This is a genomic window from Clostridium merdae, assembly GCF_900176635.1.
GTDB classification, from domain to species: domain Bacteria; phylum Bacillota; class Clostridia; order Oscillospirales; family Acutalibacteraceae; genus Faecalispora; species Faecalispora merdae.
In genome coordinates this window covers 186,989-212,570 of sequence record NZ_FXLN01000004.1, presented here as the reverse complement: position 1 = coordinate 212,570, position 25,582 = coordinate 186,989, and the positions used below count along the sequence as shown (strand labels likewise).

The following is a 25,582-nucleotide window of genomic DNA, read 5'->3' as shown; positions in this document are numbered from 1 at the left end:
TAAGTTACTTTGTCTTCCTCACGCCGTTTTCATCAACCTCATAGCCGTCCACCTTGGTGCTCTTGGCAAGAGAGCCATCAGCGTAGAAGTAATACCATTTGCCATCAATCTGGAGCCATTTACCGGCAACCAAAATGCCGTAGGTATCAAAATAATAGCGTTCCATTTTTCTCTTTGATTGGATGTCTTTCCATCCGGTAGCAGAACTGCCATCGGAAGTCAAGAACAGCCATTCACCTTTTGCGTTCTGCTTCCAACCGCTTGCAAAGGCGCCGCCGATGCTGTCAAAGCAGTAGATCTTACCATGAATCGTCTGCCATCCAGTGAGAGCTTTTCCATTTTGAAAGAACATCCACTGGCCGGAATCATTTTTCACCCAACCCTGCGCGGTACTACTGAAAGCCGTAAGCTCTACAAAGCGCTTCAGCACTGCTGAAAGCTCGGCACGGGTAGCCGTTCCCTGCGGGTCATAGAAATTGTTGTTTTTCCCGTGAATGATGCCTGCCATCTGGATGCGCTTTACGGAAGGAGCCGCCCACACACTAATCTTAGCATTGTCTGCAAAGAGGTTTTGTGTGTGAACTTCTGGCAGTTTGAATCCGATAGCCGTAGCATACCTGTCCATAATAACCGCCATCTGCTCACGAGTCACAAGACCGTCCGGCGCGAATTTACCGTCCCCAATTCCGGTCAGAATGTTATTTTTCACGCTCCATTCGATATAACCCATGTAATAGGCATCCGCATTTACGTCGGTAAAGCTAGATTTCTTATAGGCACTTATATCGACATTCGACAAACGTCCGAGCGCTGTTACAAACATTCCCCGTGTCATGGAGCTATTGGGGCTGAACGTGGTGGCACTGGAACCGGTCAAAAGGCCACGATTTGCAACAAAGAGAATGTCGTCCTTTGCCCAATGACCGCCTATGTCGGTAAAGTTGAAGCTCGATTTGTAGGCTATGCCGTACGTAGAGAAGTGGTTGGTGGAAAACACCACCGTTCCGCGTTTTGCATCATAGCTGGAACCAGTAAGGAGAGTTGCTTTCCCATTGGTGTCTACATAGACGGCGTAAACATTGCCCGCAATCTCACCCTTTTGCAGGGTATAGGGAATCTCCACGCTGACGCTGCCGTTGCCAAAGTTAGTCACGGATTTACCTCCGCCATAGAGTGCTTTGAGGTCATAGGTGGGGCGGTTTCCGATGGCGGCCTTTGCATCACCGGATAGCTTTGCATTGTCCATACGGGTTGCGGTAAGCTGTACATCGGCATTTGCCTGCCTATTAATCTCCGTCACCGCCGCATGATTCATGCCGATGGTAAGGTCGGGTCGGTCAATGACCAGCTCTACGCTCGCAATGTTGTTACCAATCACCTGCTCCAGCGTGGTCTTGGGCAAATTGACTGTAACTGTGTTTGCATCCTTACCGCCTGTGGAGACATGAATCATTGCTGTGATGTCACCTGTATTCACACCCCTTTTCACGGCTTCTGCTTTTGCGTTCGCAATGGCATCGGTGATATTCTTGTCGGTCAGGCCGACACTAGCATTGCCTTTATTATCCACCGTGGCCTTATTTTCGGAGGTGCCGGTGACTGCCTCGGTGGGCTTCGTGTCGACGGACTTGCTCGGAGTGGAGCTACTGCTGCTGTTCCCATTGCCACCAGTTCCACCCGTATAAGGTGTAGCCGTGATGGTAATGGTTTTCTCCCCGGTTTTATCACTTTGACCGCCTTTTAATACTGTAACGGTAAAGGTATAGCTGCCGTTTGTACCGGTGGGATTTGCAGAAGTTCCCGCAAGCGGTGCGGTGTAGCTAACTTTATTTATGATAACGGTAATATCGCTGTTATTGACTGCCGTTACCGCGGTGTTTTTCACAGACGCTATAATAGCGTCCTCTTCGGCTGCCGCGGTCTGCGTTATGGTAACGTAGTTTGCGCCCTGTGCGGCAGATTTCGCCCCAGCGATAATTGCAATATCCGGGTCAGGTGCAATATTCATGGTGATAGAAAGGCTCTTGCTGCCATTCACGCTGCCCTTAGAGAGGGCAACATCATACTTCCCGGTAGTGCTGTTGTAGGTGACGGTTGCGGTTACCCCTGCGGCATCGCCGGTAAGCAGGCTGCTCACGTAAGCTTTTACAGCAGCTGTTTTTGCAGCTTGGTCTGCACCGAAAGCCACATTAACGGTTCCGTCAGCCAGAGCGTTTTTTGCCGCAGCAACGGCCTGTGCATTAGTAACACCTGTATAAGGCGTTGCCGTGATGGTAATGGTTCTCTCCTCGGTTTTATCACTTTGACCGCCTTTTAATACCGTAACGGTAAAGGTATAGCTGCCGTTTGTACCGATGGGATTTTCGGCAGTTTCCGCAAGCGGTGCGGTATATTTAACTTTATTTATAATGATGGTAACACCACTGTTATTGACTGCCGTTACCGCAGTGTTTTTCACAGCCGCTTCAATAGCGTCCTCATCGGCTGCCGCAGTCTGCGTCATGCTAGCGTAGTTTGCACCCTGCGCGGCGGATTTAGCCCCGGCGATGATTGCAATATCCGGGTCAGGCGCAATATTCACGGTCATAAGAAGGCTCTTGCTGCCATTCACGCTGCCCTTAGAGAGGGCAACATCATACTTCCCGGTAGTGCTGTTGTAGGTAACGGTTGCGGTTACCCCTGCGGCATCGCCGGTAAGCAGGCTGCTCACGTAAGCTTTTACAGCAGCTGTTTTTGCAGCTTGGCCTGCACCGAAAGCCACATTAACGGTTCCGTCAGCCAGAGCGTTTTTTGCCGCGGCAACCGCCGCTACATTTGGGTCAACAATCACCGTGTAGTTGACCGTGTTTGAGGTTGCGGCTTTGTTGAGAGCATTTCCGGGGTACTCAGCGGTTAGTGTGTACGTGTCCGCAGCGGACGGCCTCCAAATATAGGTAGCCACACCTTTATCGTTCAAATTCGCCGTGCCGAGGGTCGTCTCTCCGCTCTTGAAGGTAATCGGCTGCCCGTTTACAGCCGTTCCTGCATAAGAATCCGTGAGGGCTGCTGTCAAGGTGACGTTGTTCCCCGCAGCTTGCGGGCTTACGGGAGACACCGTTAGCGCAAGCACAGTTGTATATCCGACTACTTTGAACGTTATCGCATTGGATGTAATTGTTTTTTCACTGCCGCCGTCGTTGTAGGTTACATAATAGCGTATCTGACGGGTAGCTGCGGTGTCAAGCGGAATATAGCCTGCCGTCCAAGGTACCCAAGCGCCGGAGTTAACAGAATTCTCCCAGCCTTGTGCCGTGATGGTATAGCCGTTAGGGGTTACAGTAGGCTTATAGGACTCAAGGTCACTCATCACAAGGTGACGCCCCGCCGTAAAGGAATCCGGAATAGACAGCGTGCCGATGGTGGGGGAAGATGCCACAAGCTGCACGCTATTGGATGCACCCTTTTGTATCAAGTAGCTGCTATTATCACTGAAAAAATATCCGCTGCAGTCATTAAATATTGAATCTGAATTTGCGACTACTATCGGACTGCCGACCGTAGGTACAGACTCTGCCGTTACCCCAATAGAAGCACCGCTAACGAGTGGGAAGTCTATAAAAATCTGTTTGCCGGTTGGTATCACCGCATTGCGTTCAACGGAGGAAGCTGTCAGAGTGTTACCTTTTACAACTACGCTGCCACCTGCCCTGAAATGTCCGCTGACATAAACGCCGCCGTTTGCACTTTTATTGCCGGTTATGCTGCCGCCCTTCACGTTGAAGGTGCCATTTGAAGTATAGACGCCGCCACCACAAACTGCCGCTTCATTGTCGGCAACACTGCCGCCCTGCATATTAAAAGTGCAGTAAGCCGATATGCTTACACCACCGCCGCTGCTTGTGGTCTTGTTGCCGGTGATGTTGCCGCCCTGCAAGGTGAATATGCCAAGCACATACACACCGCCACCGGTATCATCGGAGGTATATCCCCCGGTGATACAGCCCTGCTTTGAAACATCAGCCGTGCTGCTGTCCTTGATGGTCAAAGAGCCTTTGACAATGATTACATTGCCGTTTTCAGTTGCCGTCGTTAGCCCTCTGTCAATATCATTTCCATTCATATCAAGGATGGTGGATTTACTTTGATCAAATGTCAGAGGCCATGTATTGTGGTTGTCCTTGTTGATATTATCCAAAAGCTGAATGTATGTACCAGTGTTTAAGTTTGCATAACTTATGGCATCGGCCAGTGTGCCTTGTGTCCACGTTGTTGGTACGGCGTCATCGCTTCCCGCCACGCCCCACTGGACTTGGGGGGCAAAGGGAAGGGAATCCGGCTCAACGGTAACATATGGAAAAGCGGAGGCGTCGGATGCGGAAATAAACATCATAGAGTTTTCGCTATCGCCACCTTTAATATTAAAATTTTCAGCGGTCAGTATGCCGGTGAGCGCTTTTCCGTTAGCGCCAGCGCCTGCTAAGGTGACCCTGGCACTGCCTGTGACGGTAAGATTGCCGTCGACGCCCGACTCTTCGCCCATGCCCTCTGCCCTAAGGCTGGCCGTGCTTTTTGCCGTGATGGTCAGTTCACCGGATGCCTTGAGGCCGGGCGAACCGGAGCCGCTTTTCAGAGAGTTTTCGCCAATGAGGGTCAGATTCACCCTCGCACTGGTCGACATATCAAGGGCACAAGCACCGGCCATGCCCCTCACATCAATACTCATATTGTCCAAAGTGATGTTCGCTAGTTGATCGGCTCCCACCTCGATTTTCATGCTAGTGGTCTCGCCGCTGATGATATAATTTCCTCCGTTGCTGATGATGATGGTGTCGGAGCTAAGATCCGGCTCAAAGTCGCTGTCATATTTGACCGTAATGCCGTTGAGAGATATGGTTTTCATCTCTGCCTGCGCCAGCGCCACTGCAAGGGGCGGCATTTTACCCACCGTCACGGTGATTTCCGGCAGGTCGGCACTTACGGTATAGCCTTCCATCACTGGCGTAAAAACATAAACGTCGTTTTTGTTTCCGTCATATTCCGGATCGGCTGTCCATGTAACCGGAATCTCCACGGTTTTTTCTTCCCATTTCGAAGCGGTTGCTACCTCTTGTTGCGGTTCCTTTGGCTCACTCGTTTCCGCCTGTAGGGCAGAGCTGGTGGTTGCCGTTGCCGGATTGTCCGACGTAGCCGTCGCCTCTGGCTCGCCCGAACCCTTTACAGGTTCCTCCGTTGCAGTCGGTATTTCAGACTGCAACGAATCCTTTACAGGTTCTTCCACCGTACCGCTGTACGCGGGCACAGCTGATTCCTCCGTTGCAGTCGGTATTTCAGGCTGCCCTGAATCCTTTACAAGTTCCTCCACCGTATCCCCATCGTTAGGCACAGCTGTTTTTACAGTTGCCGTCAGCATTTCCGGCAGCTCCAAATCCTCAATTGCTGTGCCGGTTGGTACCGACTTTTCTGTTTCGTCAAGCGGGGCAAATGCGATAATTTCTCCGCTCGCACCGGATGCGCCCGCATTCTCTGCCATCGCTGAAATCGGCAGCTGCGTCAGCATCATACACAGTGCCAGTGCGAAGCTCAATAAACGTTTTTTCATTCCCTTGTTCCCTCCTGTTTCAATTGCTTTTTGGGGTAATAGCACACACCCACATCCAAAGCCCGGGGCTTGTCCAGATGAAAATCTGCGTAGCCGCAGTACCAGCAGGTTTTCTCCACCGCACCGACGCGGGGAATAAAGGCCGGGCAAGATTGCCTTGGCCATACGTTACCCTCCGCGTTGGGGGCGGAAAGAACCTGATCATCTTTGCGTCGGTCATTTTCAGTCATAAAAATTGCTCCCTTTTGCTTTGTGATTTCCTGAATGCAGGATAGCACAAAGCATAAGGGAGCAACCAAATTTTACCTAAAAGTCATATTTTTCTACTTAATGTTTGAGGATGAACAAAAATTTCCTCTTGACAAAGGAACTTATTGTGCTCAGATTAGCAACCGCACATTAAAAATACCATTTTCCACCTGATAGAGAAGCTCACCGCCATTTTCCGATGCAAAGGCTCTTACACTCTCGCCTCCCCAACCATGCCCCTCCTCCCGGGCAGTGGGATAGCCATCATCATTTAGCAAGACCTCACCGGAATACGGATTCTCCACCTCCAAAATAAGCTGACCGGTGTACACAGCACGGACACAGAGAATGCGTTCCTCTTGGGAATCAAGCTTTTCACAGGCGTGTATGGCGTTTTCCATCAGATTGGAAATCGCCATACAGAGAGCCAACTCAGAGAACGGCAGCTTTTCGGGAATATCCAGCCTCAAATCACAACGGATTCTCCGCCCCTCCGCCAATGCCGCATAGTAGCTTACGGCAGCGTTTACCGTAATATTATCACAATAGCGCATTGGCTTTTGCGGTAAAGCGGCAATCTGCCGGCGAAGCAAGGCGGCGGCATTTTCCACATCGCCTTTTTGCATTAGCTCCAAAAGGGTAGCGTTCAGGTGACGCTGATCGTGCTGTACAACGTGCATTTGCCCTACCGCTTCTTCCATAAGAGAAAGGCGCTGTTTCATTGTCTCGCCGGACAGCTCCAACAAGGCCTTGTCCTGCTTTAGGCGGTATTCTGCGCCCACGCTTTTAAGGCTGTGAAACACTGAGCCATATGCAGCCAACGTTACAAGGATGAGCCAAAGCAACGGCACGGTTTGTATCGTAAGTGTCTGCACAATATTATCGCTATTGAACATAAACCACGAAAATGCCAAAAAGGCGCTGCCGGCCACATAGAAAAACACTGCCCAATGTTCTGCCACTTGGCGGTAAAGGGGTCGCAGAACCTTGCGAAACAACAGAATAACAGCCGCAAAAAGGAACAACCGCAATACGGTATTTGTATATGCAGGATAAGGTAAGTACCTTGAAAAAATAAAGCTAAGTATCACCACAATAAAGCTTACGTTTATTACAGTGATGTATGAGAACAGCCACTGCATGAAGCTGTCTCGAAAAAAAGGCCGTGCTGCAAAACACAGTAGCGTGAACAAGACGACATCAATCTTTGCAAGCAAGGTAAGATTGCCGGTGGTATAGCAAAAAATCGCTGTCGATAGATTTAATGTAAGTATTGCGAGCATAACAAGGTTTGTAACTTTACGACTGTATTTGGGCTGCAAAAGAGAAATTAACAGCACCACGTTCATGGCAGCAGAAACCACGCCACGCAAGAAGTTTGCATGAAATAATTCCATGATTCATTACTCCTCCCTGCTCAGGCGGTAATTCAAGTAGGCATTTCGTACGGTGGAATACTGCCTTGCGGAAACAGGCACAAAGTCTCCATCACGCAAATAAAAGCCCTCTCGCGTTAGCTTCTCTACGCGACTCATATTGAGCGCAAAGGAGACATGGGGAGAAAGAAAGCGCGCATCACGCAGGAGGGGTGCGATATGCTCGGCAAAGCCGCAGGCAAGCGTGGTCGTTTCCACCTGTTCGCCATTAATAAGCGTATAGCGCACAGCGTGATTCTTATATTCGCAGAAAGCAATTTGATCTGCGGATAAGGTACGCAGACCCTTCTTATTTTTCACAGTAACGGTAATTTCCCTGCCGAAATCCACCTTGGAAAAAGCCAACTCTAGTGTGGAAAACAGAGCTTGCTTTTCCACAGGTTTAATCAAATAATGCAACGGATTGACCGCATAGGCATCGAGCGCATAGCCCGGCTCGGTGGTAATGTAGACAATCTGCGCCTCCCGGCTGATACGGCGGATGCTTTGGCCCAACTCCAGACCGCTGTGCATAGGCATGACAATATCCAGTATGTAAACATGAAAGCTCTCAGTTTCAATTGCAGTGAGCAAATTATCTGGATGAGAAAATGTTTTCACCACTGCATCCCATGGTTGAATGTTAAGATATTCTTTGATGTATTCGCAAAGGATGTCCAGCTCCCTTGGCTCGTCGTCACAGATGGCAATACGCAGCATAGCGGTCACGTCCTAACGGTTTAATCATTCTTTAGGTAGAAGTCTTTTTAGGTATCGGTGGGATTCGCGCAAGGCCGCCCGAAACGGGATACCTACCCAATCGCCTTGGCAGTATTGAGGTACGCACCGTTCGGATACACCCCATTTGTAAGGTGTCTTCCCATTCAGAGAGATACCCCTGCAAACTGCTCAAGCGTTGCCCCTCCACATGGATCATTAAAGGCCTATTCTAATTGTATACGAATATAGGTATCGTTTCAATTTGTTACTCCTATTTTTTTATTTTGCTTATTAAAAAGAAGCTTGAGGGTTCTAAACCGTACAAGAAAAACCGTCCCAGCTACCAACTAATTTATAAGTATTCAACATAGTTGGCAGAGTTTAGGGAAAGAAATTTGCCGTAGGACTTAAAATCCTACGGCAAATCTTAAAAACTTAAAATAATCTTATTATCCCGTCGCTTAACCTAACATTTCTTTTTAACCCTTTTGTTAAGTATGGGTGCTACATAGTCTGTTCACCAATTCTTCGACATCCCCATTCTGAATAAACGGCCGTACCTGCTTGATTGTATCAAAGGGCAAATCCCACCAACTTGTTTGGAGCAGCTTATTTATGGTCGCTTTATCAAACCGTTTTCGAATTTCCTTAGCGGGAACACCTCCCACAATGGTATACGGGGGAACATCCTTTGTTACCACCGCCCGTGCTCCTATGATTGCACCATCTCCAATATGAACACCAGAAAGTATCGTGGCTTCATATCCAATCCAGACATCATTGCCAAGCACAATATCTCCCTTGTTGTCCCATGCACAAGCAATATCCTTTTGTTCTAAACCCCATTCTTCAAAGAACAGGGGAAACGGATAGGTGGATAACGATTGCAACGTATGGTTGGCACTGGTGAAAATGAATTTTGCTCCACAAGCAATGGAACAAAATTTACCAATCACCAAACGGTCATGATTAATGGGGTAATGGTACAGCACATTATTGGTTTCAAAACCCCTTGGGTCAGATACAAAATCGTTATAAATGGTATAGTCGCCAACCAGGATATTGGGGTTTGTAATCACGCTTTTCAAATAGATTGTATTCGTATCATTGGTACGTGGATACACTTTTTCACCTGGAATAGTCATAATAATTCTCCTAACATATTTTTGTTAATCAACTATTCCAGCTGTTACAATGCACCTTTTCACGCAATCACCTGCTTTTCGTTTTATCAGTCAGCTTTTTATAGATTGTTTTTTAATTCTTTGATTAACTCTTTTACATCGCCATCAAGCAGGGGGAATTCCAAATTGAGCTCTTTTAAAGTTTTTACAATAGTACTTAAAACAAAGTAATCGCGAAACCAGCGGCGGTTGGCAGGCACCACATACCAAGGGGCTTCCTCTGTGCTGCAATGGGAGAGCACATCGGAATAGCAATGCTGGTATTCGTCCCAAAACTTTCTCTCTTTTAAATCGGCGGAGGAAAACTTCCAATTCTTTTCTGGATTCTGGAGCCTCTCCTCCAGCTTTTTCTGCTGAAAATCCTTCGAGATATGCAGAAAAAACTTGAGCAAAATTGTGTCGTTATTGACAAGGTAGCGCTCAAAATCGCGAATTTCATCAAACCGACGATCTGCGGTTTCATCATCGATGCTTCTGTGTACGCGAGTAACTAGAACATCCTCATAATAGGAGCGGTTAAAAACTACAATGTCTCCCCGCTTGGGCGTTTTTTGGTGAACCCGCCATAAATAATCGTGATTCAGCTCCAGAGGAGTAGGCTCTTTAAAATTTTCTACGTAAAAACCATTGGGGTTAATTCCGGAAAGCGCTCTGCGCACGGTACCATCTTTGCCACTGCAATCCATACCTTGAAGCACAATTAATAACGCATGCTTTTTTGAAGCATAGAATTTTTCTTGCAACTCTTTAAATTCTTCGTGAAGCTCTTTGCTCTTTTCTTCAACCTCTTCCTTTGAAAGCCCGGCCGTATCGTCTGGGCTAAAGTCTTTTACATTGACGGGTTCTTTGCTGGAGCAAACCGTAAATTTATCAAACAACCATACCCCTCCTTCACATTCACGGATTAAACCGTATGAAATTAGACCCATTATATTCTTTTGCTCCTGGTTTCTCAATATGCAGAGAAATTATGTAAGAAAGCAATCAACATAAATGGTATCAAAGCTAAGCTGCAACTCTTCCCCTTTTTTAGATTGAAGTGGAAATGTCGATTAAAGTTGTCTGTGCCTTTTATACACTTTATTCCGGATAATAAATAACCATTTGAAGAGTACAAAGGGTATTCTCTGCATTTTGGTAGCTATGCGGCTGGTCCGCCTGAAAACGAATGGAATTCCCCTCAGTCACAAGGAACGTTTTCCCCTGTAACTCTACCGTTAATTGACCTTGGTATACAGTTAAAAATTCTTGTGTCCCCTGCAAATGAGGCTCCGTTGATAAATAACCGTTCACATCTAACTCAACCGAATAAATTTCAAAGCGACGTGCGCTATGAAATGGAAAAATGGAGTAAATCCTCACCTTTCCATCGTCTTCAATTAGTGGGGTTAACTGGCCTCGATCCACTAGCTCAACATTCGCTTCTTGATAATGAATGAACTGGGAAAATGAAATTTTAAGTCCGTTCGATATTTTCCATAAAGTAGAAACAGTGGGATTCACCTCACCGCGCTCGATTTGCCCCAGCATACTTTTACTCACACCAGACAGCTTTGCGAGATGGTCTAGGCTCAATTTTTTCTGTTCACGAACTCTTCTTAAGTTTTCAGAGATAACAGCATTTAAGTTATCCAAATGGCTCCCCTCCTTCTTGACACTATACTGCACTTAATGTATTATTATATCGCACGATATAATATACTATTCGTTATGTGCAGTATACCACATATAATTGGAGGGAGAAAGCCAAGATGACTAACGTCACCGCTTTTTTATCGTACATATTCATATTAAATCTGTCGCCAGGTGCAAATACAATTCTTTCTATGACAAATGCAAGTCAGTACAAGCTTAAAAAAAGTGTTACTTTTAACTTGGGTATAGGTGTAGGGGTATTCTTCGTTATGCTCCTATGCAGCATCTTTAGTCTAACGCTTTTGGAGATTGCTCCAGCGATTGTGCCTGCAATGAAATGGCTAGGAGCAGGATACATTTTATGGCTGTCATGGAAAACACTAAAAAGTGAACCCAAGCAAGGTGTAACTGAAAAAAAGAAAGAGCATCTTTTCATCAATGGAATGCTATTGCAATTTATAAATCCGAACACCTTCTTATACGGCGTTTCCACTTTTTCTATGTTTATAACGCCGTATTACCAATCGAAGATTATTTTGCTTTTCTTCTGCCTTTTTCTTTCACTCTCAGCTTTCATTGCGACCGGATTATGGACTGTGTTTGGCTTTACTTTTCAAAAGGTGATTCTCTCGCATGGTAACATCGTGCGCATAGCTATGGCGGCACTTCTCATTTACTGTTCTTTTGCGGTTCTTTTTTCTTAAACCGAGATTGCGAAAAGTACTTCTCCATGCTACTATGTAAAAAAACAAACCACAAATTGGGAGGTTTACCTATGGAGCAATTTCAGAATGTTACGGTAATAAAGAAAGCCAATATTTATTTTGACGGTAAAGTAACCAGCCGTACCGTGCTGTTCGAGGATGGCACACGTAAAACACTTGGCATTATGCTACCCGGCCAATATGAGTTTGGAACAGGTGCCAGTGAGCTTATGGAAATCCTAGCCGGTACAGTTAAGGTGCTGCTGCCCGGGGAAACAGAGTGGCAAAGCATTTCGGCAGGAGAGAGCTTTTCGGTACCTGCTAATAGCAAATTCCAAATTGAGATGCAGGAGCCGGTGGATTACTGCTGCTCTTACGGAGCAGAATAAACCAAGTATATAAAAATACTGGAGGCTTTTCGCATGGGTCTATTTTCTTCCCGTTGGCAGGAGGTCTATTTTAGCACAAATATGGAATCCTTTTTTCGGGGACAAAACATACTGCGAGAACACGGCATACCGTTGCGCACAAAAACAGAGAACCGCACTTTGCGAGAATCCATGAACAACCTGGGAGGAAGAAGCCCTATGCAGACCAGAGTGCGCTTCGATTCGGAGAGCGGGGATACCTACCGGATTTTTGTTGCAGAAGAAAACGCCGCTTCCGCTCGGTTTCTTCTACAAAACAACGAGATAAATCCGCAATGAACGGACGCAAAAACGCACCGGTTTTCCGGTGTGTTTTTTACTTTGCTTTTTTAAATATTAAAAATGATGTTATGCTTGCTTTCATCACTTCTTGGATTGATAAAAATATAGAAAAGAGGGAGCGGAATCGCAATGGATTCCGCTCCCTCTTTTAAAATTGGCTTTTGAATTAAAGCTATAAATTTAAGAAACTTTTACAACGCCAAATGTTGTATTTTCACCGTTAACATCCCATTCCGCGGTGTAGCCATCTACTTCGCCAAGGCGAATCTCATCGGCAAGCACTTCACGGCTGATCTCCTCACGATTCTTCCACAGAAGGTCGGCAAGCTTATCGTTCCCGTTCTGGAATACCACAATTCGGTCTGTAACCTCAAAGCCAGCATCCTTACGCATTGACTGTAGCTTGCTAATCATTTCGCGTACAAAGCCCTCTTCCACCAGCTCGGGAGACAGGGTTGTATCGAGAACAATTGTCACGCCCTTATCGGACATCGATTCAAAGCCTTCTTTTTGCACGGTTTCAATCAGCACTTCTTCCGCCGTGAGAGAAGTTTCTCCGGTAGAAATGGTGAGCGAAATAGAACCGTTTTGGTCAAGTTCCTTCTTTGCTTTAGAACCATTGAGTGCCGCCAATGCCTCGCGAACCTCATTGATTTGCTTACCAAACTTTTTGCCGAGCAGCTTGAGCTGGGGCTTAAAGCGGTAATCTGAGAAGTCAGACGCATCCGACACAAAATGAACCGATTTAATGTTCAGCTCTTCCCGGATAATCTCGCGGAAATCCTCGCCCAAATCACGCTCCGCATGAATAAAGAGAGTTGCTAAAGGCTGGCGGATTTTCATACCGGCTTCGTTTCTGGCGGCACGGCCTAACGTGACAATCTGCATTGCCTGCTTCATGTCCTCTTCCATCTTCGTGTCTACCATCGCTTTATTGCACTCCGGGAAGTTGCACAGGTGTACGCTTTCAGGTGCCTTGGGGTCAATGCTGCACACAAGGTTGCGGTAAATCTGCTCTGTCATAAAGGGAATCATGGGAGCCGCCGCCTTTGCTACGGTAACCAGAGCGGTGTAGAGCGTCATATAGGCACTGATTTTATCCTGAGTCATTTCTTCCACCCAGAAGCGCTCACGGCTGCAGCGCACATACCAGTTGCTCATATCGTCTACAAATTCCTGAAGCGCACGAGCCGCTTCGGGAATGCGGTAATTCTCCAAATGACTGTCAACATCACTCACCATGGTATTTAGGCGAGAGAACAGCCATTTGTCTAATAACGTTAACTTCTCTGTTTCGAGCTTATACTCAGTAGCGTCGAACTCATCAATATTGGCATACAGAACAAAGAACGCATACGTGTTCCACAAGGTAGAGAGGAACTTGCGCTGACCCTCCACCACAGCCTTGCTATAAAAACGGTTCGGCAGCCAAGGTGCAGAGTTACTGTAAAAATACCAGCGAATCGCATCCGCACCGTACGTTTCGAGTGCCTCAAATGGGTCAACTGCATTGCCCTTGGATTTTGACATCTTTTGTCCGTTTTCATCCTGAACGTGACCCAACACTATGACATTGCGGAACGGGGCCTTATCAAACAGCAGCGTAGAAATAGCCATGAGTGAATAGAACCAGCCGCGTGTCTGGTCAACTGCTTCAGAGATAAAGTCCGCTGGGAACTGCTCGTGGAACAGCTCTTTATTCTCAAAGGGATAATGATGCTGTGCAAACGGCATAGAGCCGGAATCAAACCAGCAGTCAATGACCTCTGGTACACGGTTCATCTGCTTGCCGCAGTCTGGGCAGGTAATGGTAACCGCATCAATATAGGGGCGGTGCAGTTCAATATTCTCTGGGCAATTGGGCGACATCTTTTTGAGCTCTTCGATGCTGCCAATTGCATGGCGGCAGCCACATTCGCATTCCCAAATATTGAGCGGAGTACCCCAATAGCGGTTGCGGCTGATGCCCCAATCCTGCACGTTCTCGAGCCAATCGCCAAAGCGACCTTTGCCAATTGACGGGGGAATCCAGTTCACAGTATTGTTATTGCGGATAAGGCTTTCGCGAACCGCGGTCATCTTAATAAACCAAGATTCTCTGGCGTAGTAAATCAGCGGAGTGTCGCAGCGCCAGCAGAACGGGTAGCTATGCTCAAACTTGGGTGCAGAAAACAGCAAGCCCCTCGCCTTGAGGTCATCCAGAATCATGGGGTCGGCATCTTTGCAGAATACACCAGGCCAAGTAGTTTCCTGTGTCATTTCGCCTTTGCCGTCTACAAGCTGAACAAAAGGCAAGCCGTATACACGGCCTACGCGAGCATCGTCTTCACCAAATGCGGGTGCAATATGAACGACGCCAGTACCGTCCGACAGCGTAACATAACGCTCACAGGTCACAAACCAGCACTTTTCTTTGGGCTGTACAAAGGGGAATAGCGGTTCGTACTCCTTGTATTCCAAATCGGTGCCGACAAAGCTTTCCAGAACCTCAGCTTCTTCACCCAGAACGGTGTTAACGAGTTCCGCCGCCATGTAATATATGGTGTCGTCTTTCTTTACTTTTACATATTTCTCATCGGGATTCACGCAAAGCGCAACGTTGGAAGGCAAGGTCCACGGAGTTGTTGTCCATGCCAGAATGTAAGCATCTTCATTCTTCACCTTGAATTTTACAACGGCGGAGCGTTCCTTTACATCCTTATAGCCTTGTGCCACCTCATGGCTGGAAAGCGGGGTTCCGCAACGAGGGCAGTAGGGGACAATTTTAAAGCCTTTGTACAAAAGGTCCTTTTCCCAAATTTCCTTTAACGCCCACCACTCCGACTCAATAAAATTATTGTCGTAGGTAACGTAGGGGTTCTCCATATCTACCCAAAAGCCAACCGTACGAGAGAAATCTTCCCACATGCCCTTGTACTTCCAAACGCTTTCTTTGCATTTGTCAATAAAAGGCTCTAGGCCATAGGCTTCAATTTGGTCTTTGCCGTTAATATGAAGCAGCTTTTCCACTTCCAGCTCAACGGGCAGACCGTGGGTATCCCATCCAGCCTTACGCGGTACTTGCTTGCCTTTCATCGTTTGGTAGCGGGGCAGCAAATCTTTAATAACACGGGTAAGCACGTGGCCAATGTGCGGTTTTCCGTTTGCGGTGGGCGGGCCATCATAAAACACATAAGGCTCCGCTTTGCGGCGGGTCTCCACACTTTTTTCGAATACTTGGTTTTCTTGCCAATACTTTTCTACTTCTTTTTCGCGGTCCACAAAATGCAGGTCTGTGGATACTTTTTGATACATGGTTGTACCTCCTACAATATTACAATCAAAACACACCATAAAAGAATTAACATAATAAAAGCCTTCGTCCAAAATCAGGACGAAGGCTCACTTCGCTATACCACCCTTTTACATACTACCATATGCTATCCCTATAACGGGGGAATCCCGGCACAGCCTACTGTAAATTCAGCCTGCAGCTCCAAAGTGATTTTCGTCTTTTACTACTCTGGCCGGGCTCACACCCTCCCCGGCTCGCTTTGCATTTGGTAAAAAGCTTACTGTCTTTGTCACAGCCTTTTGGTTATTCAGATACTGCTCTAAGGCTACCACCAAACAGGTAATTTGTCAAGAATTCGGCGGCAGTCTTTTCCCCCGCTTTATTTACAGTATTGGCTGCAAAGGCTAAGAATTATACTGCACCATAAATTCAATTCTTTTGGTGTTTCTATTGACAAAAACCACTCCAGAAACCATACTATTCCTAAAAGTATGTACTCCCCAAACTCTACAAAGCGTAGGTTGCTTTAGAATACCTGCTCCAGTATTCTAAAATAATATAGATAGAACAGTAAAACCAATTAGGATACTACACTTGTTCTCTATACCACTATTAAGGGAGAATGGCGATATGATACAGTATGTAACCGGAACCACCATAAAATACTTGCGCGAGAAAAAAGGCTACACCCAAAAGCAATTAGCGGAGCTGCTCACGGTAAGCGACAAGGCGGTTTCGAAATGGGAAAACCAACGAGGCCTGCCAGATATTTCACTGATTGAGCCGTTAGCCAAAGCGTTGGGCGTTTCAGTCGCCGAGCTTCTTTCCGGCGAGCAAATTACAAACAGCAACCGTGCCGGCAATATGCTGCGCACCTGTTTTTATATTTGTCCGGTATGTGGCAACGTGATTCATTCACTTGGTGAAGGTTCTTTTACCTGCTGTGGAATCACCCTGCCAGTTCAAGAAGCCGAAGAAAGTGACGTACCGCATTTACTACAAATACAGCAAATTGAAAACGAATATTATATTACGTTGAACCACCCCATGGAGAAAGACCATTATATCTCGTTTCTGGCACTCATTTCTCCCGACCAAATTCAGTTAAAGAAGCTGTACCCCGAGCAAAACCCGGATGCTCGCTTTGCAATTACAGGCTCAGGGGTGCTCTATGTGTATTGCAACCAGCATGGCCTGTACCGAACTGAGATTTCGTACCAAAGGAGAGCCAGATAATAACGGCTCGCGTTTATAAAAACCTGCATGATGTAATTGAGCTAGAGAAGAGCTGAATGAAAGCTTTCGCTTTTTAAAATAACTTATGATATAATTTAAGTGTTATTAAGGCTCTGGCAGATATATTGCTCCCAGAGTCGTAATCCAGCGACCCTATCCACACAAAAGGAGGAGTTCTTATGGAAAACACTGTTTTTCTTTCGATTAGCATGTTTGATGCCATTCAAAGAATTGACGATATTATTGTACGTGGAAGCTTTACTGGTGAACAGATTGACAGCTATACCTTAAATGCAGGAGGCGCTGGCCAATGTGTGGTACTGATTTATGAAAAGCACTACTGGCGCGCGAGTAACCGCCTGACCCTCACGGTAACGCTGGATAGTTTTGCGAGCAGAACCCGCATGCACTACGTTGGCGGCGGAGGAGGAGAAGGTATCTTCCGTTTTGACTGGGGGGCGGCAAACAGCTTTGAGGCATCCTTACTGGAAGGATTGCAGGACGTAATTATATCTTAAATTCATTGCTTTCTTTAAGTAAACCTATTTTGTTTTGCAAAGCCCGAATTCCAATTGCATTTCGGGCTTTGCAGATTCAGTAAAAAAAATCCTCAATTCCTCTTGTCATTCAAATATAAATCTGCTATAATCCTTTTGTTAGTCACTTCTAACTAAACGATAGAATTGTTTTCTTCCGTATCGCAATTTAAAAAAGTTATTATCTGGCTACCCTCTTATACAAAGAGATACAATTGCAAAATCGATAAACTATCGAAATAGATTACATGCGGTAAGCGATGCCAATCTTAAGTTAGTTATCACTAACCCAAAAATACTGCTTTACTGCAAAAAACAAAACAAAGGAGACATACAGGAATGGCAACAAGAAGAGGCCCTCGTTTTAAAGAATGCCGCAGATTGGGAGTAAATGTTTGCGGACACCCCAAGGCCATGAACCGTGCAGGCGCACCAGCATTTAACAAAAGAAAGAAAGTTTCAGAATACAGCATTCAGCTTACTGAAAAACAAAAGGTGAAAGCCTATTACGGAATTTTAGAGAAGCAAATGCTTCGTTATTACCGCGCTGCGGAAAAAACCGCTGGTAAAACAGGTGATGCTTTGCTGCAAACTCTTGAGCGCCGGTTAGATAATATGGTGTACCGAATTGGTTTTGCCAACTCCATTCGTTTGGCTCGCCAGCAGGTAACGCATGGTCACATTCTGGTAAACGGCAAAAAAATCTCTATCCCCTCTTATTCCATTCAGGTGGGTGATGTGATTACACTGCGTGAAAAATCCAGAAGCAATGGGCTGTTCCGCACCAATTTCCTCGAAGGCAAAGGCTTTGCCGTACCGTATATTGAACGTGATTTCAACGCATTTGGCGGCAAGCTGACCCGCCTGCCCAATCGCGAAGAAATCCCTGTGGAAGTCGACGATCAGTTGGTCGTTGAGTATTATTCGAGGTAATCGCTATGCGCAGCCCGGCCTGTAAATACCAGCAGCCCGACTTCTGGGAGTGGACACTTGGGAAGCAGGATGTATGGAACGACTTATTTGTGCCGCCGGAACAGCTTCGGCAGCCTGTATTTGTGAATGCCTGCGTTGCAGATGAGCAGCGTGTTCTGCTTGACAACAATTGGGCCTGCTACCCAAACACGGAATCTATTTTGGGCTTTGTGCAGTATATTTTTCTTCCTACTGTGTTTTACTATGTGCTTCACCCAGAAAACGACCGCCTCATGGTACCAATTCAATCTACAACGGAGCTTTTAGAGATGGTCTATTCCTCGGAATCTCCACACCGCCTAGCCATGAGCGGCTTTGTATTTGAGCTAAGCTCTATATGGCAGCGCAGCGGAGAGCAGCAAGAACTGGCTTTGCGGCATTTTTGCAGTCGCTTTAACCACTATTGGCAGCAAAAGGGCTTGCAGTTAAGCCTCAATATCTTTTGCTGTGCACAGGAAGTTGCCCTTTACTTAAAGGAGCTTATTTGGTGCGAAGAGCTGTTTTTGGAAGAATTCGGCTATTCTTACGCTCAGCTAGACGAACTGTGCAGGCGTTTTGAAACAGAACCATTTGCGAAGCATTTACTGCTGAACTGGTTAAACACCCGGGTTAGCAGCCTTACTTAGTTTACAACCTAACCTTTGATAAAAAGCTGAAAAACAAGGCTCGGCAGAGAAATCTGCCGAGCCTTGTTTTATTCCATGTCAAATTCTAATTCTATTTATTCTGTTTTACTAAAAAAACTTTCCCCACTTTTTTAAACCAGTTCATAGCATCGATGGTTAAATAACCAATGAATTCAAAATGAAAGTCACGCTTTTGGCTTTGCGCTAAAGATTGCTCTTTCACACTGCCCCGTTTTTGCAATATCCAGTGCCAAACACGCTTTAGCAAATCAACTGCAAAAAATAGAATTACTAGTAGTGCTAGTGTTTTATATTCCAACCAACGTATTTGGATAAAAAAGAACAAAACTGCCGCTAGCAGTATAAAACCGGTAACCCTGCCTATCTGTTTTACGCTCATGCAAATCCGTCCTCTCCTGTATAGAAAACCCAGCTTCATGAGTGCTGCTTACAAAACAGTATAGCATCGGTGATAATTTCATCATTCGAATAAAGAAAATGAAATATAAATATTTTTTATTAAGTAGGAGAAAGAAACTTTAGCCCAACGACTCCGCTGATAATCATCATGACACACAGCACCTGTGGCAGAGTAATGGCCTCGCGAAACCAAACAATACTAAAAATGAGTGTTCCGGCTGTCCCGATTCCCGTCCAAATTGCGTAAGCAGTACCAATTGGCAATTCTTTTAACGAGAGCGACAAAAAATACATACTCGCTATTAGCCCTACTATTGTGACCGCACTTGGAACCAGTTTGCTGAAATTCTCAGACATTTTCAGCCCCACTGCCCATACTACCTCAAAAAAACCAGCTACCAATAAAAATACCCACTGCATACTTACATCTCCTCTCATTGTTTAAAAAAAGCCCAGGAAATCATAAAGATCTCCCAGGCTTTTATCCTTCCGTGAACACAGTATCTTCTGTGCGTTTTATCTTGGTCCAGCCCGGTAACACCGCGGAACCCTATAAAACTTTATTTTAGTATAGCAAAAAGAATAGAGTATGTCAATTACTCATTGGGTCTATTTTTCTCATATAATAGCCGCAGACCCTCCAACAGCAAGTTGCAACAGTACACAATGTCGCGGCGGCAATACGATATAATATCGCGAGACAGCCCACCGGTAGCAATTACTTTGCATTTCACGCCAAGCTCGTCTTCAATTCTGTCACACAGCCCGTCTATCATCGAGGCCTGTCCGTATATCACACCAGAGCGCATGCAATCAACCGTATTGTTGCCGATTACGTTACTCGGTGCTTCCATGCTAATGGCAGGAAGCTGCGCCGTGCGCGCCGTGAGCGCTTCTAGGCTGATTCCCACCCCGGGAATCACACAGCCACCTAGCATACTGCCGTTCGAATCTATAACAGAAACCGTGGTTGCCGTACCCATATCCCAAATTATGCAAGGGCCGCCATACAACGCAATCGCAGCAACACAGCCAGCCACGAGGTCTGCCCCCATGCTGGGAGGGTTCAGGCGAACATCTAACTCCGTAATGGTATTATCATCTACCACAACGGGTTTTATTTTTGTTAGCTTTTGAATGGCTCTTGTTATATAAACGGTAACTGGCGGAACCACCGAACCGATGATTGCACCGGTAATATCTGTTACCTTTACATCGTATATGTCAAGAATATCGCGCAATTCAATCGCATATTGGTCTTCCATTCGGCTGCGATCGGTTGCCATTCGCGATACAAACCGAAGCTTTTTCCCTTCGTAACCACCAATTGTAATATTGGTATTGCCGATGTCCAGCGTTAAGAGCATGAGTTTAAACCTCCCCTGGTTTTTCACGAAGGTTATTATACCCAAATACGACTAAATACGCAATACCCAAATCGGTTCTCCTACCGCATTCCCACTGTTTTTCTTACCAAAAAATCATTCAATTTGTTTTATATTCTAAATTAGAATTAACTTGCAAAAAAAGGTGCAATTTATGCACCTTTTTAGCACCTTTTTTAAATTGTAAAATGTATTTTTATAAGAACAATATGCGAACTGCCCAAACGGATGCTATATAGCCGACTAAGTCCGCTGTAAGTGCCGCAGGAATGGTATGTCTGGTCTTTTTAATCCCCACCGCACCAAAATAAACAGCAATGGCATAAAAGGTTGTTTCGGTTGAGCCGTTCATGACGGAGGCCACTCGCCCAACAAAGCTATCAGGCCCATAGTCCCGGAACAACTGTAACAATAGCGCATTTGAACCGCTGCCGGAAACCGGGCGCATAAGTGCCAGCGGCATAACCTCTGGGGGCAACCCGAGCGCCAATGCCGCAGGGCGCAACGCAGATGAAACCAAATCCAATGCGCCGGAAGCACTGAGCATATTCACCGCCAAAATAAGCCCCACAAGAGAAGGCAGTATATCAAAGCACGACAGGGCACCTTCCTTGGCTCCGCTTACAAACACATCAAACACCGGAACCTTTCGGACAAACCCGAAAATAAGAATAAAGAAAATAGTGGCCGGTACCACCATGCTTCCAATATCAGCCAAGCCTGTCTTCCCGCCTTTCCAGCAGTTTTGCGGTCAAAATACCCAACCCCAAAGCAATAATGGAGGCAAGCCAAACCGCCGGTACAATGTCGAAGGGTTGTGCAGAGCCATACTGCTGCCGCAGAGTTCCCATAAATGTGGGTACCAGCTGAATGGATGCCGTATTAATTACTACAAACATAACCATATTGTTGTCAGCTTCCGTTTTTCTGCCGTTTACCCGGTTCATTTCTTTCATTGCGGCAATGCCCAAGGGTGTTGCCGCATTACCCAAACCAAGCAAATTTGCGGTTATATTCATGCAAATAGCCTTCATTGCCGCACTGTCTTTCTGGTATTTGGGGAACAACGGACGTAATATCGGGTAGAACATCCGGCTTAGAACTTTCGTGAGTCCCCCCTCATCTGCAATCTTCATCAGCCCCGTCCAAACACACATCATCCCCAACAAAACAATGACAAGCTGTACCGCGCTTGCCGCACCAGAAAGCACTGCGTCTGAAAGCTCTGGCAGCCTACCAGTTAGTAAAGCGCACACACAACTAAACAGAATCATTCCTGCCCATATGTAATTCATCATAATTCTTCACCCGTACATACATATGTAGCATATTTGTATTCCATACCCCAAATATCTCATCCCTGCTCGCGAGGGAAAAAAGGTAAAATATTAAGTGTAAATACACAAATTACTGTAATAAAATTAAAGAATAATTCACTGTTTATTGATTGACTTAAATGCCAAAAAAAGGTATTATTAACACGCAATATTACATTATATTGGGACTGGGAACGTTTTGGTGTTAGTGTAAGCATTTGTGTGAGAAGTTAAAGTGAAGTATTTGTGGAGTGAAAAAAGATAGGATTAGGAGGAATCAACATGAAATCTACGGGGATTGTTCGGCCGGTTGATATGTTCGGGCGTATCGTACTGCCAAAAGAACTAAGATCCACCTTAGGTATTACAGAAAAGGATTCATTAGAAATCTTTGTGGAGGATTCTGCAATTATTTTAAAGAAGTATCAACCTTCCTGTATTTTCTGTGGGAGTATGGATCGCATTTCAAAGTATAAGGACCATAATGTATGTTTTAACTGTGTGGAGCGTTTGTCGAAAAGGCTGGATGAAGAGGCCGAATAAAAACTTTTGAATTCAAAAGCAAATAAGCCCTCTAAGCGATGAATCAAAATTTGGACAACCTATACTGAAAGTACATGAAAACTTACCGTTCATGATTTTACTTGACTTTCCGAATTTCGCACGGTATAATGGGGCTACAATTTAAAACCCATGAGGGAGTAGTTTGCATACGGTTGTATGCGGCAAGTCAACATAATGGCTATTTTAGTCTGGCTTGCCTTAATTAACGAGACTCATGTATAACTTTATTGCTATACATGGTTTCTCTCAATTTGTATTTAAACCCAAGTATAGCGGTACAGCTATACTTGGGTTTTTTGTTTGTAATAATATTTTTATTAACGGAGGAAGTAGAATGGGTATTACAGCCTTAGTTTTTTCACTGGGCGCAGTTGTCTTGGCGGAAATGGGAGACAAGACACAGCTATTGGCAATGGCTTTTGCTGCAAAGTACAAAGCCTCAAAAGTTATGATTGGTGTGTTTCTTGCCACTATTTTAAACCATGCGCTGGCCGTGGCCGTAGGCCATATGTTAACACAATTTGATACGATTCAGGTTTGGATTCAGGGAATCGCCGCTTTGTCGTTTATCTTCTTCGGTCTTTGGACCATTCGTGGGGACAAGCTGGAGGGTGAAGAGAACAGAACCAGCAAATATGGTGCTATTGCCACTGTTGCCATAGCTTTCTTTATTGCTGAAATGGGTGACAAAACACAGCTCACTACTGTGGCTCTCGCCGCAAAATTCCCCACCAATCCGCTTTGGATTTTGGCTGGTACCACCATCGGAATGCTCATTGCAGATGGTATTGGAATTGTAATTGGCGTTGTATTGTGTAAGAGAATTCCCGAGCGTACCGTTAAGCTAATCTCTGCTGCGGTATTTATCTTCTTTGGCTTCCTCGGCAGCTATCAGGTAATGAGAAGCGATTTGGCCTTGGGCACTGATGTGATTATGCTGGTTATGACATTGCTTTACGCGCTTACTGCTGCCTGTACTCTATACCTCATTAAAAAAGAAAAAAGTGAAGAAGCAACTGATTCTCTCCCGGCAGCGTGCTGTCAGGTAAACGAGAAAATCTAACCTTTTTTCTCGTATCATCAATCTCTATTTTAATTTTATATTTTTTAAATGCAGAGCCCGGTAGTTATGATACCGGGCTCCTTTTTATTCTAAATTAGCAATTATTGACGATCTTCATTCTCAATCGCTTATCATAGTAAAAATATAAAATATTCTTAAAAAATGGAATGAATGAATTTTCTGATTGCAAAAAGAGAGATACAGAGCCAGTTTTATAAAAGATTTATTAAAAATTGCTTTTAGAGTTATTGATTTTTACTTCTTAAGCTGTTATCCTGAAAGCAGTATTCAAAACAAAGAAGCGTGAATCTTCCACAGGACAGCATTTGTTGATGCAATTTGCAAAAGGAGTGGCTCAGTTGAGGGAAAATGCAAAACCAATATGGAATTGGCAGACCCCTCACCGCCAACAGCTTGAGACTCTGGCAGAAGACTCTTACCAAGAATTTAGTCAAAGGCTCCTTCCTGGTACCTCAAACATTTTAGGAGTACGCCTCCCTATTCTGCAAGCTTTGACAAAGCAGATTTTGAAAGGAGATTGGCGTGATTACCTTTCGAATGCAACGGATGAAACATTTGAAGAAATTATGTTGCAGGGTCTTGTGCTTGGCAGTGCCAACGCAGACACCAATGAGCTTCTTGAGCGAACCGCGAATTTTGTGCCTAAAATAGACAATTGGTCGGTATGCGATAGCTTTTGTGCTGGTTACAAGCTGGCAAAAAGACAACCGGAAGTCGTTTGGAACTTCCTCTTACCATACATTTCGTCCGAGCTTGAATTTGAGTGCCGCTTTGGAGTAGTAATGCTGCTTGATTATTACACCAGCGAAAAAGACATACCGCGCACACTCATTCAATTAAGCCAAACCAAAGCAACCGGTTATTATTCCAAAATGGCGGTTGCATGGGCAATCTCTATTTGCTTTGTAAAAAGCTCGCAGGCTACGCTCCCTTATTTAAAGAAGCCGGTTTGGGATGATTTTACTCATAACAAAGCAATACAAAAGATAATCGAGTCCAACCGTGTACCATTGGGCAGCAAGAGTCTAGTACGTAATTTGAAACGCTCTGTATAAGTTCGCAGATTTTTACATAGAAACAATGATGATGACAAAGGAGGCCTATTATGGAACCGCAGTTAGATCTGGCAATTGACTGTACCTACGCCGATTCCGACATGCCGATTCAACAGCTATACTTTAACGTATATCGTCAGATTTACATTAAGCACGGAAAAATAAAGCTAACGGTTAACGGAGCAAATTATATAATTTCTGCGGGACATATGTTCTTTTTCAGCAATTTGGATGAATGCTCCTTGGAGGTTCTGGAAGCACCGTACCAACGTTACCTTGTAACCATTCAGCCTCTGAAAATCCATCATATTCTGTACGATAGCCCCCTTATGTCTGTTTTTCAGCACCATTCTGACGAGGGCTTCCCCACTTTTGATTTAACAGATTGCCAAGAAGAAGCTGAAAATTTATTTGAAAATATGGTTCGTGAAAGCGCACGTTTTCGCCCTTACCGCGGTGATTATATGGTGTCTTTTTTACAGCAGTCCCTTATTATGGCATATCGCCGCTCAGAAGGGCAGTTTTCTTCGTATGACGGCAGGCATTCTTCTCATATTTACGAGGTTAAAAAGTACTTAGAAGAACATTGCCTGGAGGACATTCAAATTAAGGATTTGGCGGAGCAATTTTATATTAGCGTATATTATTTGTCGCACAGCTTTAAAAACATGACTGGGTACAGCCCCAAGCAGTTTTTGCTAATGAATCGGCTCTCTTACGCCAAAGACCTGCTTTGGAACACCAAAAAACCAATTGCTCAAATTGCGGTAGAATGTGGTTTTGGAAATGCCAATAACTTTATTCGTGCCTTTAAAAAGCATACAGGAGCTGCTCCCGGTAAATTCCGCTCTTCTACTACATCTAGCAATCAATTATAATCTTAAAATTAATATTAGACGCATCAAAAACCCCCGCCATA

At 45.3% G+C, this 25,582-nt stretch carries 25 protein-coding genes and 1 riboswitch; of the genes, 11 read left to right on the top strand and 14 right to left on the bottom strand.

Going from position 1 to position 25,582, the window contains the following annotated elements:
* Positions 1-4: 4 nt before the first annotated feature.
* The 8 genes from CAN90_RS06440 to CAN90_RS06410 all read right to left on the bottom strand — a co-directional run bounded on the left by CAN90_RS06440 (position 5) and on the right by CAN90_RS06410 (position 10,781).
* A complete protein-coding gene (locus CAN90_RS06440; RefSeq protein WP_085833023.1) occupies positions 5-5,578 on the bottom strand; it encodes an S-layer homology domain-containing protein in 5,574 nt (1,857 codons plus the stop codon).
* Complete coding sequence (locus CAN90_RS06435) at positions 5,575-5,808, bottom strand: hypothetical protein (protein ID WP_085833022.1); 234 nt, start codon at positions 5,806-5,808, stop codon at positions 5,575-5,577. Before CAN90_RS06435 ends, CAN90_RS06440 begins: the two co-directional genes overlap by 4 nt.
* Positions 5,809-5,958: 150 nt before the next feature.
* Positions 5,959-7,224: a sensor histidine kinase gene (locus CAN90_RS06430; RefSeq protein ID WP_085833021.1), complete on the bottom strand. Its 1,266-nt coding sequence runs from the start codon at positions 7,222-7,224 to the stop codon at positions 5,959-5,961.
* Between the two features lie 6 nt (positions 7,225-7,230).
* The gene (locus CAN90_RS06425; RefSeq protein ID WP_085833020.1) at positions 7,231-7,962 is read right to left on the bottom strand and encodes a LytR/AlgR family response regulator transcription factor; all 732 of its coding nucleotides are present in this window, start codon (positions 7,960-7,962) and stop codon (positions 7,231-7,233) included.
* Positions 7,963-7,993: 31 nt separating this feature from the next.
* Positions 7,994-8,155: a hypothetical protein gene (locus tag CAN90_RS13585; RefSeq protein WP_159450361.1), complete on the bottom strand. Its 162-nt coding sequence runs from the start codon at positions 8,153-8,155 to the stop codon at positions 7,994-7,996.
* A 298-nt stretch (positions 8,156-8,453) separates the two neighbouring features.
* The gene (locus CAN90_RS06420; RefSeq protein ID WP_085833019.1) at positions 8,454-9,107 is read right to left on the bottom strand and encodes a CatB-related O-acetyltransferase; all 654 of its coding nucleotides are present in this window, start codon (positions 9,105-9,107) and stop codon (positions 8,454-8,456) included.
* A gap of 98 nt (positions 9,108-9,205) precedes the next feature.
* The gene (locus CAN90_RS06415; protein WP_187138312.1) at positions 9,206-10,024 is read right to left on the bottom strand and encodes a PPK2 family polyphosphate kinase; all 819 of its coding nucleotides are present in this window, start codon (positions 10,022-10,024) and stop codon (positions 9,206-9,208) included.
* Positions 10,025-10,226: 202 nt separating this feature from the next.
* Complete coding sequence (locus CAN90_RS06410; protein ID WP_085833017.1) at positions 10,227-10,781, bottom strand: helix-turn-helix domain-containing protein; 555 nt, start codon at positions 10,779-10,781, stop codon at positions 10,227-10,229.
* A gap of 116 nt (positions 10,782-10,897) precedes the next feature.
* On the opposite strand from CAN90_RS06410, the gene CAN90_RS06405 reads away from it, so the two are divergent.
* The 3 genes from CAN90_RS06405 (at position 10,898) to CAN90_RS06395 (ending at position 12,192) form a co-directional block, all read left to right on the top strand.
* Entirely contained in the window at positions 10,898-11,485 is a 588-nt protein-coding gene (locus tag CAN90_RS06405; RefSeq protein WP_085833016.1) for a LysE family transporter, read from the top strand.
* Positions 11,486-11,556: 71 nt separating this feature from the next.
* Positions 11,557-11,874: a pyrimidine/purine nucleoside phosphorylase gene (ppnP, locus tag CAN90_RS06400; protein WP_085833015.1), complete on the top strand. Its 318-nt coding sequence runs from the start codon at positions 11,557-11,559 to the stop codon at positions 11,872-11,874.
* Between the two features lie 33 nt (positions 11,875-11,907).
* Positions 11,908-12,192, top strand: a complete 285-nt coding sequence (locus tag CAN90_RS06395) for a putative signal transducing protein (RefSeq protein ID WP_085833014.1) — start codon at positions 11,908-11,910, stop codon at positions 12,190-12,192.
* Positions 12,193-12,375: 183 nt separating this feature from the next.
* Here CAN90_RS06395 and ileS read toward each other — a convergent pair whose 3' ends face one another.
* On the bottom strand, positions 12,376-15,489 hold the full coding sequence (ileS, locus tag CAN90_RS06390) for an isoleucine--tRNA ligase (RefSeq protein WP_085833013.1): 3,114 nt from the start codon (positions 15,487-15,489) through the stop codon (positions 12,376-12,378).
* A gap of 610 nt (positions 15,490-16,099) precedes the next feature.
* Here ileS and CAN90_RS06385 point away from each other — a divergent pair.
* The 4 genes from CAN90_RS06385 (at position 16,100) to CAN90_RS06370 (ending at position 18,839) form a co-directional block, all read left to right on the top strand.
* A complete protein-coding gene (locus CAN90_RS06385) occupies positions 16,100-16,705 on the top strand; it encodes a helix-turn-helix domain-containing protein (RefSeq protein WP_085833012.1) in 606 nt (201 codons plus the stop codon).
* Between the two features lie 179 nt (positions 16,706-16,884).
* A complete protein-coding gene (locus tag CAN90_RS06380; protein ID WP_085833011.1) occupies positions 16,885-17,223 on the top strand; it encodes a DUF6054 family protein in 339 nt (112 codons plus the stop codon).
* 357 nt (positions 17,224-17,580) lie between these two features.
* Positions 17,581-18,174, top strand: a complete 594-nt coding sequence (gene rpsD / locus CAN90_RS06375; RefSeq protein ID WP_085833010.1) for a 30S ribosomal protein S4 — start codon at positions 17,581-17,583, stop codon at positions 18,172-18,174.
* A gap of 5 nt (positions 18,175-18,179) precedes the next feature.
* Positions 18,180-18,839, top strand: coding sequence for a hypothetical protein (locus CAN90_RS06370; RefSeq protein ID WP_085833009.1), 660 nt, complete (start codon positions 18,180-18,182; stop codon positions 18,837-18,839).
* A 91-nt stretch (positions 18,840-18,930) separates the two neighbouring features.
* On the opposite strand, the gene CAN90_RS06365 is transcribed toward CAN90_RS06370, so the two are convergent.
* The 5 genes from CAN90_RS06365 to CAN90_RS06345 all read right to left on the bottom strand — a co-directional run bounded on the left by CAN90_RS06365 (position 18,931) and on the right by CAN90_RS06345 (position 21,942).
* Positions 18,931-19,239 (bottom strand): hypothetical protein, encoded by a 309-nt coding sequence (locus CAN90_RS06365; protein ID WP_085833008.1) that lies wholly within the window; start codon positions 19,237-19,239, stop codon positions 18,931-18,933.
* 119 nt (positions 19,240-19,358) lie between these two features.
* Positions 19,359-19,679 carry a DMT family transporter gene (locus tag CAN90_RS06360; protein WP_085833007.1) on the bottom strand — a complete coding sequence of 107 codons (321 nt, stop codon included), beginning with the start codon at positions 19,677-19,679 and terminating at the stop codon, positions 19,359-19,361.
* 48 nt (positions 19,680-19,727) lie between these two features.
* Positions 19,728-19,824, bottom strand: a riboswitch (guanidine-I (ykkC/yxkD leader).
* A gap of 31 nt (positions 19,825-19,855) precedes the next feature.
* On the bottom strand, positions 19,856-20,626 hold the full coding sequence (locus tag CAN90_RS06355) for a type III pantothenate kinase (protein WP_085833006.1): 771 nt from the start codon (positions 20,624-20,626) through the stop codon (positions 19,856-19,858).
* A gap of 214 nt (positions 20,627-20,840) precedes the next feature.
* Complete coding sequence (locus CAN90_RS06350; protein WP_242953590.1) at positions 20,841-21,362, bottom strand: spore maturation protein; 522 nt, start codon at positions 21,360-21,362, stop codon at positions 20,841-20,843.
* Positions 21,355-21,942, bottom strand: a complete 588-nt coding sequence (locus tag CAN90_RS06345; RefSeq protein ID WP_085833005.1) for a nucleoside recognition domain-containing protein — start codon at positions 21,940-21,942, stop codon at positions 21,355-21,357. The genes CAN90_RS06350 and CAN90_RS06345 overlap by 8 nt, the downstream gene beginning before the upstream one ends.
* A gap of 300 nt (positions 21,943-22,242) precedes the next feature.
* Here CAN90_RS06345 and CAN90_RS06340 point away from each other — a divergent pair, with 300 nt between their 5' ends.
* From CAN90_RS06340 to CAN90_RS06325, 4 genes are all read left to right on the top strand, one after another.
* Positions 22,243-22,503: an AbrB/MazE/SpoVT family DNA-binding domain-containing protein gene (locus CAN90_RS06340; protein WP_085833004.1), complete on the top strand. Its 261-nt coding sequence runs from the start codon at positions 22,243-22,245 to the stop codon at positions 22,501-22,503.
* 355 nt (positions 22,504-22,858) lie between these two features.
* On the top strand, positions 22,859-23,587 hold the full coding sequence (locus CAN90_RS06335; protein ID WP_085833003.1) for a TMEM165/GDT1 family protein: 729 nt from the start codon (positions 22,859-22,861) through the stop codon (positions 23,585-23,587).
* A gap of 359 nt (positions 23,588-23,946) precedes the next feature.
* Complete coding sequence (locus CAN90_RS06330; protein ID WP_242953589.1) at positions 23,947-24,663, top strand: DNA alkylation repair protein; 717 nt, start codon at positions 23,947-23,949, stop codon at positions 24,661-24,663.
* A 50-nt stretch (positions 24,664-24,713) separates the two neighbouring features.
* On the top strand, positions 24,714-25,541 hold the full coding sequence (locus CAN90_RS06325) for a helix-turn-helix domain-containing protein (protein WP_085833001.1): 828 nt from the start codon (positions 24,714-24,716) through the stop codon (positions 25,539-25,541).
* Positions 25,542-25,582 lie beyond the last annotated feature (41 nt).

Bases quoted from the DNA above. Each gene is read 5' to 3' on its own strand.
- CAN90_RS06440 (WP_085833023.1), bottom strand. From the start codon at position 5,578: ATGAAAAAACGTTTATTGAGCTTCGCACTGGCACTGTGTATGATGCTG.
- CAN90_RS06435 (WP_085833022.1), bottom strand. From the start codon at position 5,808: ATGACTGAAAATGACCGACGCAAAGATGATCAGGTTCTTTCCGCCCCC.
- CAN90_RS06430 (WP_085833021.1), bottom strand. From the start codon at position 7,224: ATGGAATTATTTCATGCAAACTTCTTGCGTGGCGTGGTTTCTGCTGCC.
- CAN90_RS06425 (WP_085833020.1), bottom strand. From the start codon at position 7,962: ATGCTGCGTATTGCCATCTGTGACGACGAGCCAAGGGAGCTGGACATC.
- CAN90_RS06420 (WP_085833019.1), bottom strand. From the start codon at position 9,107: ATGACTATTCCAGGTGAAAAAGTGTATCCACGTACCAATGATACGAAT.
- CAN90_RS06405 (WP_085833016.1), top strand. From the start codon at position 10,898: ATGACTAACGTCACCGCTTTTTTATCGTACATATTCATATTAAATCTG.
- ppnP (WP_085833015.1), top strand. From the start codon at position 11,557: ATGGAGCAATTTCAGAATGTTACGGTAATAAAGAAAGCCAATATTTAT.
- CAN90_RS06395 (WP_085833014.1), top strand. From the start codon at position 11,908: ATGGGTCTATTTTCTTCCCGTTGGCAGGAGGTCTATTTTAGCACAAAT.
- ileS (WP_085833013.1), bottom strand. From the start codon at position 15,489: ATGTATCAAAAAGTATCCACAGACCTGCATTTTGTGGACCGCGAAAAA.
- CAN90_RS06385 (WP_085833012.1), top strand. From the start codon at position 16,100: ATGATACAGTATGTAACCGGAACCACCATAAAATACTTGCGCGAGAAA.
- CAN90_RS06380 (WP_085833011.1), top strand. From the start codon at position 16,885: ATGGAAAACACTGTTTTTCTTTCGATTAGCATGTTTGATGCCATTCAA.
- rpsD (WP_085833010.1), top strand. From the start codon at position 17,581: ATGGCAACAAGAAGAGGCCCTCGTTTTAAAGAATGCCGCAGATTGGGA.
- CAN90_RS06370 (WP_085833009.1), top strand. From the start codon at position 18,180: ATGCGCAGCCCGGCCTGTAAATACCAGCAGCCCGACTTCTGGGAGTGG.
- CAN90_RS06365 (WP_085833008.1), bottom strand. From the start codon at position 19,239: ATGAGCGTAAAACAGATAGGCAGGGTTACCGGTTTTATACTGCTAGCG.
- CAN90_RS06360 (WP_085833007.1), bottom strand. From the start codon at position 19,679: ATGCAGTGGGTATTTTTATTGGTAGCTGGTTTTTTTGAGGTAGTATGG.
- CAN90_RS06355 (WP_085833006.1), bottom strand. From the start codon at position 20,626: ATGCTCTTAACGCTGGACATCGGCAATACCAATATTACAATTGGTGGT.
- CAN90_RS06345 (WP_085833005.1), bottom strand. From the start codon at position 21,942: ATGATGAATTACATATGGGCAGGAATGATTCTGTTTAGTTGTGTGTGC.
- CAN90_RS06340 (WP_085833004.1), top strand. From the start codon at position 22,243: ATGAAATCTACGGGGATTGTTCGGCCGGTTGATATGTTCGGGCGTATC.
- CAN90_RS06335 (WP_085833003.1), top strand. From the start codon at position 22,859: ATGGGTATTACAGCCTTAGTTTTTTCACTGGGCGCAGTTGTCTTGGCG.
- CAN90_RS06325 (WP_085833001.1), top strand. From the start codon at position 24,714: ATGGAACCGCAGTTAGATCTGGCAATTGACTGTACCTACGCCGATTCC.